Source organism: Bacillus sp. R45 (assembly GCF_021729365.1).
Taxonomy (GTDB): domain Bacteria; phylum Bacillota; class Bacilli; order Bacillales; family Bacillaceae; genus Bacillus; species Bacillus velezensis.
Genome location: NZ_CP091421.1, coordinates 1389717 through 1405479, shown reverse-complemented (window position 1 = coordinate 1405479; position 15763 = coordinate 1389717). Strand labels below are relative to the sequence as shown.

Genomic DNA, 15763 nt, shown 5'->3' with positions numbered 1-15763 from the left:
TGTCTCATTCCTTTTCTTTTCTTTATAATTCTTTGAAATCAAGTAAAGGAATCAGCAATTCTGACTCTTCCTTTTCTGGAGCTTCTCCATTGTCGATCCAGCATTGTTCCTTATTGAATATAACCGGAGAAAGCGGGTGTCTTTTTGTCTCTCCATATCCTAATGTGAGATGGCTGTCGCTCAATATCATATGTGCGTTCGTGCCCCCGAATCCAAAAGAACTGATTCCGGCTCTCAAAACCCCTTTTCTGGGACGCCATTCTTTTAAAGACGTGTTCGGAAAGAAAGGCGACTGATCAAATTTAAAACGCGGATTTGGCGTTTTACAATGTAGTGTCGGCGGGAGCATCTGATTTTTTATGGATAAGGCAACCTTTATAATACTCGCTATCCCCGCTGCGCTCATTAAATGTCCGAAATTCGTTTTTACGCTGCCTACTCCGCAAAATTGCGTTTCTTCCGTAACCTCCCGGAACACTTCAGTCAGCGCTTTTAATTCAATCGGATCTCCTATCATCGTACCGGTGCCATGCGTTTCGACATAACTGAGAGTATCTGCATCAATTTCGCCTTTTTTCAGGGCTTTTTTTATCACTGCGCTTTGCGCTTTCGGATTAGGTGTTGTCATTCCCATTGTCTGTCCGTCATTATTAACCGCGGAGGAGTCAATTACCGCGTAAATTCTGTCACCTTCGGCAAGGGCGTCATCAAGTCTTTTCAAAAGGACTGCGCCGCATCCTTCTCCCGGTACAAATCCATCTGCCTTCTCATCAAATGTATGACATTTTCCTTCAGGTGAAAGCGCCCGAGCCTCACTCAGCATGACGTAAGGCTTTTGATCCAGCAAAATGTCAACCCCGCCCGCAATTGCCATATCTGACTCTTTTGACATTAGGCTTTGACAAGCGAGATGGACGCTGACCAATGAAGAAGAACAAGCCGTGTCTACAACCAGATTCGGTCCTTTCAGATTAAAAAAGTGTGAGATATGCGCGCCTATGAAATTTTGTCCTATACCCACGATCGTATTTTTTGAAGGGGAACCTATTTTGGACATAAACGTCCCGGTGCGCGAACCGATGAAGACGCCGACTTCTTTGTTTGATACTTCTTCTTTTGTATAGCCGCCGTCTCTTAATGTCTGGACGCTGACCTCAAGGCATTTTTTGATTAACGGATCAAGCTCTGATGCCTCACTTTTGTTCATATTAAAAAACGCGGGATCGAAAGACTCAATATCTTGAAGAAATCCGCCCCACTTACTGATACTTTTTCCTTTTTCATAGGTGTCAGAGTAGTATGAAGAAATATCCCATCGCGACGCCGGGACTTCACGGACACTATTTTGTCCTTTCTTCAAATTTCTCCAGAATGTTTCTGTGTCCGGAGCATCCGGAAACTCACAGCCCATTCCGATAATAGCGATTTGATTCAGACTGGTTGGTTGCATTTGAGATCCGTTGCCCTGTACTTCGGGAGCATTTTGATTTATATGTTGCTCTTTTTTCCGACCCTCAATGTTTTCTGAATCAATTTGAGGACTGATCCCCTCACTTGCAAATAATTCGTTTAAATAGACGCCCAGTTGTGAAAAACTCGGATACTCCAGAAAAGCCGAAGGTTCAATTTTTATTTGAAATGCATCTTCCGCTTTTTTGACAAGCTGAACCAGTAAGATTGAATCAACTCCGTAATCCGCAAAAGACGTATCCTGATCTAAATTCCCGTAAGGTATTTTCAGCTCCGCGGAAAAAATCTCCATTAACTTCCTGATCATAGCTTCATTGTCTCCATCACCAGAGACCACTTTTTCCTCAGCATCCAGGTTATTTTTAGCCGCTTGAATTCTTGTCTGAAGCAGCTGCTGCAGCTTGAATTTCTCCGGATGTGTCTTTGCCGGTATAAGGCATGGATATCCGTTTATCGTCATGATTTCATCCAGCATGGAAATACCTGTTTCTGTTGAGTGTGAAAGTAAACCGAGTGCCTGATATGATGGACTTGTCACCTCGCCCATCCCAATGTCCTTCCAGCTCGGCCAGTTAATTGATTGATAATATGTTCTGCCGGCTGCATGCTGATACGCCGCAAAGTAATCCATAAAAGCGTTAGCCGCGGCATAGTCACTTGTTCCGGCGCCTAATAAAGGAAAAGCGCTCGCAACAGATGAAAACAAAATGAAGAAATCAAGTTCGTCATCAATAAAAACGTCATGAAGTACTTGCATCCCCTGCACCTTTGGCTCAAATACTTCTCTTATTTCTTGATCAGATTTATGAATAAAAGCCGGATTCGAATGATTGGCTGCACCAGCGCAATGAATCACCCCACCGATTTTGCCGAACTTCATTCGCACCTCTGAAAAGAAGCGATGTAATTTTTCTTTTTCCGTGAGCGGCCCGGAATACACTTCCACCTGAACTCCCTTTTGATCCAACTCATGCAGCAGTTGTAATTTCGAATAAAGAGGTGACTTTTCATCGGTGTCTTCTAACATGCCGGCTATTTTATCAGATTCCGGAAGGTCGGTTACTCCCATCAGCACAAGTTTTTTGACTCCCTTGCCGGCATAATGTCTGGCAAGTTCTGCTCCGATCCCTCTTGTTCCCCCTGTAATAACCAAGGTTTGATCCGTACGGCAGACCGGCAGACCGGATAGGTTCCGGTTTATTTCCGCCGCATGTAATTTCTCGACGTATGGAATATAACGTTCACCGTTCCGGTAGCAGATTTCACTATACAGCCCGTCAGCGCAAGCTTCATCTGTGATTACCTGTCTCAGTTCCGCCGCAGTCCCGACATGCCCGTCTACATCTATTGTTTTTGATTTTATCTTTTGATACTCCGCGCTCAGCATTTTATATAGTCCGGCTGTTTCGGCTCCGGCTAACGACGGCTTGTCATTCAGAAATGTCTGCAGCCCTCTTGTCACATGTAAAACGAAAAGCTGTTTACGTGTCTTTATGATTTCCTGCAGCAGTGTCAGCTTCCCGATTGTGCCGGTGCGTGCCCCGTTTTGATTACTCCGCAAATCTGACAGGTCAATCATGCCGATGATTTCCGGATTTTCTTCTATGACTGCTAGAGCCGTTTTTTTGGCTTCCCCATCCGAATGATCCCAGTTATCTGCGCAAATGACAGCGGGTTCAATCAGAGGATCTGAATCAAACAATTCGAATGCAAGCCGCTCACTTTCACTATTAGCCAGGATCATCACCTGTCCTTTCGTAAAAGCGGAAGGCGCAGCCTTTTGTTTTTTCCACGATTTTTTTAATACATCAAATGATAAGTCAGTCGGTGCATGGGGCAGACTCTGCGGTACACCTGTTTTCTGTTTCTGTGCTGCTTTTGCGGCAGGCACCCAATATCTGTTCCGTTCAAAAGGGTATGCAGGAAGAGAAATAAGCTTCGGTAATTCCGCAGTGTACATCTCTTCCCATTCAACGTCTCCTCCGTTCACCCAGTGAATGGCCATATCTCTTGCATTTTCAAAGTGAGCGGCTGACAGGGCATTCTTTTGACCGGCGCCTCGGCGGGCGTTTCCCCTATATAAACCGTTTAACTTATGATCTGACCGCAAATACATCGTCAGCTTATCGCGAAGATCGTCAATGCTGCTAACCTCAACAGCAAGCCGCTCTTCCATAGCGTTTCTCCCGGTCTGCGAGGTGTACGCGGCATCAGCTAGTGACGTTTTTGGCTCCAGTTCTTTTATATATGCATCAATCAAGAGTCTGAGCCGTTCTTCATTTTTGGCAGAAAGCAGAATAATTTGCGTCTTGTTGCTCTGTACCGTTTCCATCTTTTCTTCATTCTTGTACTCTTCGATGATAATGTGGGCATTAGATCCTCCAGCGCCGAAAGAACTGATACCCGACCTTCTGGCTTGATTTTGCGGCGTCTCCCAATCGGTCAGTTCAGACTGCACGTAAAACGGTGTTTCCTCAAAATCAATATTAGGATTTAAGTTATCGGAATGAAGGGAAGGAGCAAGCTGTTTATACTTCATTTGCATCAGCACTTTTGTGATAGAAGCAATTCCCGCCGCGGCCTCTAGGTGTCCGATATTTGACTTAACCGAACCAATTGCACAACGATAATCGCTTTTTGAGCTGTGCAAAGCTTTGGTTAAACCTGAAATTTCAATCGGGTCTCCCAAAGATGTCCCTGTGCCATGCGCTTCAATATAACTTATGCTGTTTGCATCAATCCCCGCCTTATCAAGAGTTTCACTGATGACGTTTGCCTGCTCGCCCGGATTTGGCACAGTGTATCCATTTGTTTTTCCGCCGTGATTTACAGATGTTCCCTTAATCACACCGTAAATCCTGTCCCCGTCAGCCTTTGCGGCAGAAAGCGATTTCAAAAGAACGGCCCCGACTCCTTCTCCCGGCACATATCCGTCTCCTCCCGCTCCAAAGCTTCTGCAGCGCCCATCGCTTGAAACAAAATGATTTTGTGAAAGTAAAGTATATTTATCCGGGTGTAAGGATAAATTCACTCCTCCGGCTATGGCGAGGGTGGATTCTCCCCTTTTTAAACTTTCACATGCAAAATGAACAGCAGAAAGTGAAGAAGAACACATTGTATCAATTGCAAGGCTGGGTCCGTGCAGGTCAAAGAAATATGACACCCGGTTTGCGATAGACGAATAAGAAGACAAGAGCGCCTGACGTCCCTCATCATCTGAAGCACCGGCTGCAAATAACTGATAGTGGCTGTAGGTGACGCCGACAAATACCCCTGTCTTATGCCGTTTCAACTTTTTCTTTGTGTAACCCGCATCTTCAAACGTGTGCCATGCTGTCTCTAAAAATAACCGTTCCTGAGGATCAATTAACTCGGCATCACGAGGCGAAATTGAGAAGAACAGCGGATCGAATTTATCAGCGTCTTTTATAAAACCTCCCCATTTGCTGTCATGACGGGCATTGTCACCTGTGTGATAATATTTCCGAAAATCCCAGCGCTCTTTCGGTATTTCCGTTATACAATCTTTTCCGGAAGAAATATTTTCCCAAAACTGTTCCACATCCTTCGCCATCGGGTAGCGGCCGGCTATACCGATAATTGCAATATCTTCCTCGGAAGGTGCGGATGGTATGCGGGAAACGGAAAGCTTCTCCCGTTTCGCCGGCGCCGAATGATCAATTCGCTGTTCGGCTGCCGGTAAAAACGCCTTCTTCAACTCATGTTGATAGTGTTCAAGAAAATACTCTGACAGCTCTTCAACACTGCTGTATTCAAAGAAAAGAGTCTTAGACACTCTTCCAAAATACTTTTCCAGACGGGAGTTAAGACCTAAAATTGTTAGAGAATCAATTCCGTAACGGTCAAATGTATCCTCGGGTAAAATGCTGTCCGCCGGTCTTCCCGTTTCCGCACCGACAATCTCTGTCAAAAGACGGATCGTTTGCTTTTTCAGATCTTTTTCATTTAATTGCGGCAGACTGTTGTTTTCAGGCACAGTCTCTATCTTTTTATGGTCAGTTGAGAGTAATTCACTTATTCTATCTTTGTCTCCGCTGATAACAGCCAGCTGAGAAGCAGAACGGCTCATACTGTCCTGAAAAGCGGCAAGCCCTGCTTGGGCAGATAAAAGTTCCAGCCCCGTGTGTCTTAAAGCCTGCAGCTCTGCCGGACCAACTGTCATATTCCCCGCATCCCATAAAGGCCAATTAATAGAAAGTGTTTTCCCGGGACGTCCCTTAATGCTTCGATACTGGGTGAATCCGTCCATACATCCGTTAGCGAAGGCGTAGTCGCTCTGACCCGCATTAGGCAGAACGGCCGAAAGGGATGAAAACATAACGAAGAAATCAAGAGGCTCTTCTTCAGCTGCTTTATCCAGCCAAACGGTTCCGAATACTTTAGGCGCTATAACTTCTTCTATGCTTTCTTTCGCTTTTTTTATGATAAATGCATCCTTAACAAGTCCGGCACTGTGCAAAATTCCGTTTAATTCTCCGAATGTCTGCTTAATGTGCTTAATTAACGCGTCCGCCTCTTTTTCCTTTGAAATATCTGCCGGGACATATAAGGCTTCAGCGCCGAGATTTTCAAGCGCGCTCAATTTTTGCGCCGTTTCACGGGACGCCGGAGAACGCCCGGTTAATACCAGCTTGACTTCCGCCTGTTTCGCCAGATATTCCGCAAACAGATACCCGAGGCCTCCGGCTCCTCCCGTAATTAAATACACACCGTTCTTTTTTACACTGAAACTATGTTTCTCCCCATCTTCTTTTTTTACTCTTTTAAGCTGCCTTTTATAATAATGCCTCGGCTCATAACAGGTAAAGTGGTCCGTCTTGCATTGATTGTTCCATTCAAAAGAGATGACATCTGCAATATGCTGCTTTGTAAACGGCTCGTCAAACATTGATTTCAGCTCTGCAGCCTTACATGTGAAATTCGGATTTTCGGCCTGTACGGTCTTAAGAAAACTTTCAACCGCGTTATAAATGGGCTGAACCTCGCCCTCGGCATTTTCATACAGATACAAAACTTCTGCTTTCGGACAAAGTTTGTTCGCCATGAAAGCCTGAAACATTTGAAACAAGGAAAACAGACTTTTATTGAGCTGCTTTCTTATTGCATCTTCTGTATTTTTGAAGAGCCCGGCAGCTAAAAAATGAATAATATGGCGGGGTCTTATATTTTGAGAACGCAGAACCCCGCATAGCGCATCATAATCCTCATCATTTGCAAAGTTCATTTTAAAACGACCGTTCCGGCAATCTTCGAAACGCTCGCCGGAAGTCACGTAAATGAAAGGCGCCTCATAGCCTTCAAGCTGTCTCTTCATTACGGTATACATGCTGTCGTCTTTGCAAAAAAATAAAATTGGCTCTTTCGTATTCGGGAATTTTTCACTGCCTTTAAATTCATGTCTATCCCATACCATTTCATATAGATGGGTTTTCCCCAAACTCTTAATTAATTCCAGCCCTTCTTCACGCGTCAGGCTGCCTTCTTTCACCTTTTTCACGATTTGCTCAATTTGCATCGTTTTTTCATTCATGGAAAAGCAACTCCTCTATCAGCTCTGACGTCTCTTTCGTATTCATCTCACCTGTTTGTGCTTTTTCAAGAAGCGACATGATTTCTCCATCTGCTGTATCTTTATTTGAATTGTGAAGCTCAGTGTTCGAGAAAGCCTCAATCTTCTGCGCTTCATCTTTATTTAAATGAATCCAATGTCTGTTCTTACTGAAAGGATAAAGAGGAAGAGGCAGTTTAACCGGTTTGAGTTCCTCCTCATACAAGTCTTCCCAGCTGATTTCACAACCGATCGTCCACAACTGAGCCAGTTTGGCCGGCTTGTTTTGCTGAATCAGTGATTGAACATATGCATGACCTTCGGGGCCGCCGAATAAAGGAGCGTACAGACTATCAAAATCCGTTACATTTCCTTCATAAACACCTTGCAGTCTGCTCCCCTGAATGTAACCGTTTAATTTTTCAAGAAGATCTCCGGTATTCGAGCAAGTGATCGCAAGGCGGCATTCAAATGGTTCCCTTCCGGTTTGCAGCGTATATGCTATTTCTTCAAGACCGATTCCGGACTTTTCTCTAAAATTGCCGTTATACGGTTTATCAGCTGATCGATTCCGGACGCTGCTGATATAGCGGCACAGCTCACTCAGGGTCATTAATTCCTGAAATATATCTAGTGATATTTCTGTGCCGTACATTTGGTTTATATAAGAGATTAATTCGGAATAAGCCAACGGATCAAATCCGAATTCTGAAAGAGGTGTCTTTGCATCTATATTTGCGGTATCTAAACGCAGGATACCCGCTGCCGCTTCCCGAACCGCCTCTTGCACATCACGTTCCTGCACCTCTTGATGACTGAATTGAACTGATAGTTCTTCATGTAAAAACGCTGTTAACTCTTTGGCTTTAACCATCAGCCTTTCCTTTGTTTTGGCCGATAGAACAATGATTTGATCCCGCTCGGCAGTTACTGCTTTATCTTGTCCGTATTCAAATTCTTCCACGATGACATGAGCATTTGCCCCGCCGAATCCAAAGGAACTGACTCCGGCGCGGCGCGGAATTTCATTTCCTTTTCGATCTTTTAATCTGGCCCACTTCATAGTTTTATTGACAATATGAAACGGTGTTCCGCTTAATTGAATGTAAGGATTCAGCTCCTTAACATGAAGTGTGGCAGGCAATGTTTTATACTTCATGGATAGTAATACTTTAATCAGCCCCGGCATTCCAGAGGCGGGCTCTAAATGACCGATATTCGTTTTTACTGAACCGATGCCGCAATATTGGTCATGATTCTTTCCTGGATGCGGCTCAAAAGATCCAAACGCTTTTTTCAAGCCTTCAATCTCAATCGGATCTCCCAGTTCTGTTCCGGTTCCGTGTGCTTCAATATAAGATATCGTATCAACAGGAATATCGGCATTTTTGTAAACAGACGTTAACAGTTCTGCCTGAGCTTCCGGGTTCGGAGCGGTTAATGAAGCAGATCTTCCTCCGTGATTTTCTCCGGTTCCTCTCAGGACTCCGTAAATATTGTCTCTGTCATTCATTGCCGCTTGCAATGGTTTCAATAACAGAACAGCTGCACCTTCACCGCGGACATAACCGTCGGCAAGTTTATCAAACGTCTTACACCGGCCGTCCCTAGACAAAATACCGAGTTTATCGGTATACATATGCGTGACTGGATCTAAGAGCAGCGAAACCCCGCCTGCTACCGCCAGCTCACTTTCGCCATTTTGAATCGAGCGCACAGCTCTGTGGATTGCTACAAGACTGCTTGAGCAGGCTGTATCAATGGACTCACTCGGACCTCTGAAATTAAAATAGTGGGATACACGATTGCTGATGAGCGCCTGGCTGTTTCCGGTTCCCGCAAACGCATGCGCCCCGTCCGAATGCCTCATCAGCAGCTGGCGGTAATCATTAAATTGAATGCCCGTAAACACCCCGATATGTTTGCCGGACAGCTTTGAAGCTTTGTAACCCGCATCTTCTATCGCTTTCCAGGTTTCCTGCAAATAAATTCTGTGCTGAGGATCCATGAGTTCTGCTTCCCGCGGATTAATATTGAAAAACGCCTCATCAAATTTATCGGCATCTGTGATAAATCCGCCCCATTTCGAATGTACTTCGCTGCTTCCTTTGCCTTCGGCGTATTTTTTCCAATCCCATCGATCCGGGGGAATTTCCTGAATCGAATCTTTTTCATTGATTAAATTGATCCAAAACTCATCTGCATTTTTTGCTCCCGGAAAAACACAACTCATCCCGATAATGGCAACCGGCTGCTTCTCCGGATGATGGTCAGCCTGTCTTGCTGTCTTTTTTTCAAACGGAAAACTTCGCGGCGGCTTCACGGTTTTCCCTGCGGTTTTCCCGGCGTGCACTTTCCTTTTTTCAGAAATATTTTTTTCTGCACCTGTATTCCCTTTTGCAACAGTACGCAGTTCACTGTTTAGGAATTCTGAAAGAGACTTTATATGGCTGTAAGTAAAGAAAACGGCAGGTGTCAGCTTAAGCTTGTATTTTTTATTCAGTCTGACAGCTAATGTTTTCAAACTGATAGAATCAAAGCCGAGATTGCCGAAATTCTCTGCCGTATCCAGCTGTTCAATGTTAATTTTCAATAATTCCGACACCATTTGTTTCAGTTCTTCAAGGACATTGTCTGCAGAATCCGGTCCTCTATAAGAACTTTCCTCTTGACGAACCGGAAGCGTATTTACTTTTTGATGCGGCAGATCTTTTTTTGCTGGTGTTGTTCCGGCATCCCCGGTAACAACCGAAATTTGCGGACAGTCACTTGCCAAAATTGTCTCAAAAGCCGCTATCCCTTCTTCCGTTTCCAAATAATCAAACCCGGATGCGGAAAGATATGCGTCTTCAGCTTCTTTGTTTAAATGCATTCCGCCTTTACGCCACAACGGCCAGTTAATCGAAATGCTCTTGCCTTGTCTCTCTTGCCGGCTGCTCTGTTCGGATCTCCAATTTATATATTGATCTTGAAAATAATTGCCCATCGCATAGTTAACCTGTCCAAAATCTCCGAAGACCGAAGAAATAGAAGAAAATACGATAAAGAAATCAAGCGGCTCATCTTTCGTTAATTCATCTAAGCATACCGTTCCTTCAATTTTAGCAGTCATGCCTTCCGTAAAATCAGTCAGATTCATCTCTGTAAATAACCGATCATCGGCATGACCAGCTGAATGAATAACGCCTTGAATGGATCCCCAAGTCCGTTTCGTTTCTTCTATGACCCATCCCATCGTCTTTTGATCTGCGGCATCAGCTTGATAATATACCGCGTCTCCTCCAAGCGCCTGCAGCCGGTCAATGTTATGTCGTTTATCAGCTGTTAACGGTGATCTTCCCGTCAATACTAATTTTGCTTGATACTGAGAGGCTAAATATTTTGCAAAAATCAGGCCCAGACCGCCCAAACCGCCCGTTATGAGGTAAATCCCTTTCTGTTTCAGCTGATGAGAGTGCTCTGTATGATTGAATACATACTCCTTTAATGTCTTAACATACCTCTTGTCATTTATATATTTAACTTCTTCCGCCTGCCGTTCCACGCCTGAAACCATTTCGTTAAGACAAAATTCAGCCATTTTTTCAATTGATATACGTTCTGAAAAACCGATTGACTTCACATTCTCTGCGGATGGCACCAACATATTTGCCGTTTTTAAACAGCCTGCAAGAGCGCCCGTATACGGATCATTCACGCCTTCTTTAAAAGAGTGAACAAGAAGCAGAGAATGAAGATAAAGAGAGGCGTCACTGCGGGCGCTCAGGGCTTTTAATAAATAAAAAATTGATTCCAGGCCGCTGAGAAGGCGGTCACCCGCGTAAAATGTTTCTCCCGTGTGCAAGATGACATCAGGAGAAAACCCCTTTTTCTCCAATTCTTCAAATAAACGAATATAATCTGACGTCACTTCCGGGTTTATACAGAATGTCAGCAGATTTTGATCGGTCTGCCGCTGATCCGGCGTGACGAGAATGACACGGCTGTCTGATTGATTTTTCAGAGCTCCAGCCAATGCTTCATCTTTTGCAAAAACCAGAATTGTTTTTGGCTCCCTATCTTTCTTTTCAATCAGAGGGTTTTTTTGATCCCACTCATGCTCATAAAAACGTACATTTTTATTAGGCTTTTCGCCAAAAACCAGCCCGCTCAGTTCCATCAAAATCCCGCCGGCATTGTCTAATACATACACATCATAAGCCGAATCGCTTTCTTCAGTTTGTTCTGCATATACATAAACGGGTTCAGTCTCATGATCAAAAATCGTACATTCTTTAATATTTTCCGGGGTCTCTCCGGCATTTTCCCCCGCAAGGTATACGACGGCTTGATATGCGCTCTCAATCACTTCCGGTTTGATTATGCACCCTTTCGGCCCGGCCTTTGCTTTTATCTTTAAAAGCACCTGTCCGTTCCTGCTGACGCAGTGCTCTGCGGCTTTCAGACTGTCACTGCAGCTGTATCCGAATTCGGCAAGCCGCTGATAAAACGCTTCGTACGGTATACGGTCTGCGCCCTGAGACAGGAACGGCTCAAGATGAATATTTCCGTTCTCGTACGCCCCGCCTTCTAATTTGAGCCGCCCTGAGGAATAAATGGATGAGTCGCTCTGTTTTTCTATAGAATACGATGCACCCTGATTATCCGGGGTTAATACAATCCGGATCTGCTCATTGCTTCCGCTTTGTAACATCGGTTCTCTAAAGGAGAGCTCAGTTAATTTAATAATCGGATTCCCTGAAGCCATCGCTCCGGCAGCTCTCGCCATTTCAATCTGGCTGAGAAACGGAAACATTTCCTTGTCTTGATACTTTGTTTTTATATACAAATCGGTATCGCTTACATTGATAAGAAACTTCTGGGCTTTAAAATCAGATATATTGCATGAAATATAAGGATGCAGATCGTTATTTACGTTCATCCGGGTGCTTCCCGTATTTTGCGCATCTATTCTGCATAGCTCTTTGGCAAATGGATATCCCGGTGCTGATACCCGTCTCAAAGTGACATCTTTATAAAGTGACGGCCAATCTACTCCGTTACCGCCAACCCAGTATTCAGCAATCTTCACAAGATCCCTGTTTGCGGCTGCTTCTTCAATTTCAGCTTTGTTCATCCTTTGAGCTTCTGTTGTGTCTTTGCCGCTTGTAAAAATATGATCCCTCGCATTTCCGAGAGTATAGTCTGTCAGCCCTTTAAGCAATACATCTCTTGTGGAGGCGATAACAGCCAATCTGTGCGGCATTTCTTCTCTCCCGGTTTGTAAAGTAAATGCTGTATTTCTAAGTGTTTCTAATGAATAATCTCTGGCTGCTATTTGTTCTTTTGCGCGTTTTGCATATTCTGCCAGCCTGTCGGTATTTTTTGCAGAAAAAACAAATAAAAGCTGTTCAGGTTCTTCAGCCGCCGCGAGAGGAGAGATAGCTTCATCCGCAAATTCTTCTAAAATAACATGGGCATTAGCTCCTCCTGCCCCGAAAGAACTGATTCCGGCACGCCTGGGAACGGATGACTCCCATTTTTCGGCTCTGTCCGGTACATAAAAAGGTGTTTTTTGAAACGGTATATTCTCATTCAATTCAGCAGAATGAGTCAGTGACGGAACAAGCGTTTTATGTTTCATTTGAAGAATAACTTTCGTAATGCCCGCTATGCCTGCAGCAGCCTCAAGATGTCCGATATTTGATTTAATCGACCCGATCGCGCATGTCTTCTTATCGCGTTCGGCACCTGAAAATGCTTTGGTCAGACCGGTGATTTCAATCGGATCTCCTAACGCGGTGCCTGTTCCGTGAGCTTCTATATAGCTGATGCTTTTTGGATCAATAAATCCTTTTTTTAAGGCTCTCGCAATGACCTCACTTTGAGCTTTTGGATTCGGCACGGTATATCCATTCGTCTTAGCACCGTGGTTGATCGCTGTTGCCTTAATAACTGAATAAATCTGATCACCGTCGGCAATAGCCTTTTTTACCGGTTTCAGCAGCACGGCACCTGTCCCTTCTCCCGGCACATAGCCGTCTCCTCCTGAACCGAAGCTTCTGCACCGGCCATCACTGGATAAAAATCCTCCTTGAGTCAGGAGTTCATATTTATGAGGATGAATGGATAAATTGACGCCTCCTGCAATTGCAATTTCACATTCATTCCTGATTAAACTTTCACAGGCAAAATGAACAGCCGTTAATGATGAGGAACACATCGTGTCCAAAGCAATACTTGGCCCGCTGAAATTAAAGAAGTAGGATACCCGGTTTGCGATTGATGCAAATGAGGAAGAAACGGCCGCTTCGTGACCAACGCTGTACAGCTGATATTGGCCGTACATAACCCCTGCAAAAACACCGACGTTTTTTCTTTCAAGCGTTTTCTTTGCGTACCCGGCATCTTCTATGGTGTGCCAAACCGTCTCTAAAAACAGTCTCTCCTGCGGATCAATTAATTCAGCTTCGGCAGGAGAAATATTAAAGAACAACGGATCAAAATGATACACATCGTCAATAAATCCCCCCCATTTGCTTTGGTTTTTTACTTCGTCGCCCGCCGCAGGCTGATAGTGCAGCCTCGAATCCCACCGATCCTCAGGTATCTCAGTTATACAGTCTTTACCGTTCAATAAGTTTTCCCACAGAGTATCAAGATCATTTGCCATCGGGTAACGTCCGCTGATACCGATAATAGCGATATCATTGTCATGATACTTCTCCTGCTGCACCTGATTTTTCATCTGGATTTTCTGTTTCCTGTTAAGATCGGCTGTCTGTTTATTATCTTTTTTCTTCTGAGATGGGGTGCCGCTCCCGCTTTCTCCTAACCGGAGTTTATGAAGAAGAGTATCCCTGTGCTCCTCAACGAAATACTGTGACAATTCTGCCGCAGTCTGATATTCGAATAACAGCGTTTTTGAGAGCGCGCCGAAATGTTTTTCAAGCTCATTCGTCATATTGATAATCATAACGGAATCAAGTCCGTACTTTTCCAATGCCTCTTCTGCATCTATTTTGTCCACAGGCATCCTGAATTCTGCAGCAATTATTTTTATGATAAAATCAGATGTTTCAGCTGTCAGTTTCTCTGAATCAAATGATTCGATATTTCTCCCTGTTCCTTCATCTGCCTGAATATTGTCTTTTCGTTCATATAATTGATTAACATGATTGTCAATTTGCTCATCTCCGTAAAATACAGTAAATTGCGAAAAACCGGAGGACAATGCGACGGCAAACGCTTTTTTACCTTCTTCTTTTTCTAAAGGATAAAAACCCGCCTTTTTCATTGTCTCTACCGTTCGCTCATCCACTTGCATGCCGACTTCTTTCCACAGCGGCCAGTTCAGAGAGAGAGAAATCGTATCAGAATGCTGGGCAGAACGCATATTCATAAAATGATCCATATAACTGTTTCCGAACGCGTAATCAGATTGCCCGACATTTCCCAACACTGCGGAAGTAGAGGAGAAGCAAATGAAAAAGTCAGGATTTTCTTTCTCAACAGCATCATTCAGCCACATCGTACCCAATACTTTCGGTCTGATTACCTGATCGAATTCCTCTCGTGACTTGTTAAGAAGGAAAGAGTCCCGGATGATTCCCGCGCCCTGAATGACCCCGTTTACTTTTCCATAAGAAGTTTTGGCTTTTTTGACTACATATTCGGCTTCTTCCTTATTGGTAATATCAGCCTGAACATAAACAGCTGAAGAACCGGCATCCTCCAATCGCCTCAGCTGTTTTCTTATATGATCTGAAAGCGGAGATCTACCTGTTAAAACAAGGCAGCATTTTGTTTGAAAAGCCAAATATTCTGCAAAGGTAAATCCTAATCCGCCCGCGCCGCCCGCGATAATATATACTCCATTTTCTCTCAGCGGCACAGCTCCGCTTCCGGAATTTTTTTCGGGTTCATACGTTTTGATCTGTTTGACATAACGCTGCATGTCTTTATAACGGATCTCTACATCTGAAGGCTGGAAATCACTCAGCTCATTGCGTATGATATCAGCTGCGTGAACGGCTGCTATTGACTGCTCCATTTCAATGCTTTTTGCTGAGATTAACGGATTTTCCAGCTGTAATGTCCGCAAAAATCCGCTTGCCGCCGCGTAAAGAGGCTGTTCTCCGGAAAGATGCGAAAAATATCCATATAACAGCTTGATCGGTTTGCGGCAGTTATTTTTGAAGAGCGCCTGTTGTAATAAAAACAAAGAATAGACTCCGCTGTCGCATTGTTCACGAATTGCTCTCTCTGTTTTTTCAAACGGCATGTCTGACCATAAATGCACCGCTTCCCGTATATCTGACTTCTCTTCTTCTATAAGCCATCCTAACAGGTTTATGTAATCTTTTTCAGAGCGGGGGTCGATTTCAAATACACCGTCCCCGGTTTTTCGAAACTCTTTCCCCGGCTTAACCAAAATAACCCTTGTATCATGCAATGCAGCAAGTTCTTTACTCACATCTTCATTTTTATCAAATAATAAAAGGCTGCCCTCACGCCGGCCGCCTTTTACATGAATGCTGAGATCTGTCCGCTGCCAGACCGTCTGATAATATATCGCCTGTCCGTTACCCCCTGCGGAATGAGAACCAAGCTGCTGTATCCGCTTTACTCCTTCTTCCAAAGAAATGTTGCCGCTTTCTATGTCAGAAAGTACTTTTTTTCTAATATGACGGGCTTCTTTCATAAAAATCTTCATCCCCTTTACAAATGGCACTGCCGCAAAAT

2 protein-coding genes are annotated in these 15763 nt (G+C 44.2%); both read right to left on the bottom strand.

The annotated features are described in order from the left end of the window. Window positions 1-22: 22 nt before the first annotated feature. A complete protein-coding gene (locus tag L3V45_RS07185) occupies window positions 23-7021 on the bottom strand; it encodes an SDR family NAD(P)-dependent oxidoreductase (protein WP_236837321.1) in 6999 nt (2332 codons plus the stop codon). Beyond that, window positions 7014-15722, bottom strand: a complete 8709-nt coding sequence (locus tag L3V45_RS07180) for a type I polyketide synthase (RefSeq protein ID WP_234949671.1) — start codon at window positions 15720-15722, stop codon at window positions 7014-7016. The genes L3V45_RS07185 and L3V45_RS07180 overlap by 8 nt, the downstream gene beginning before the upstream one ends. Window positions 15723-15763 lie beyond the last annotated feature (41 nt).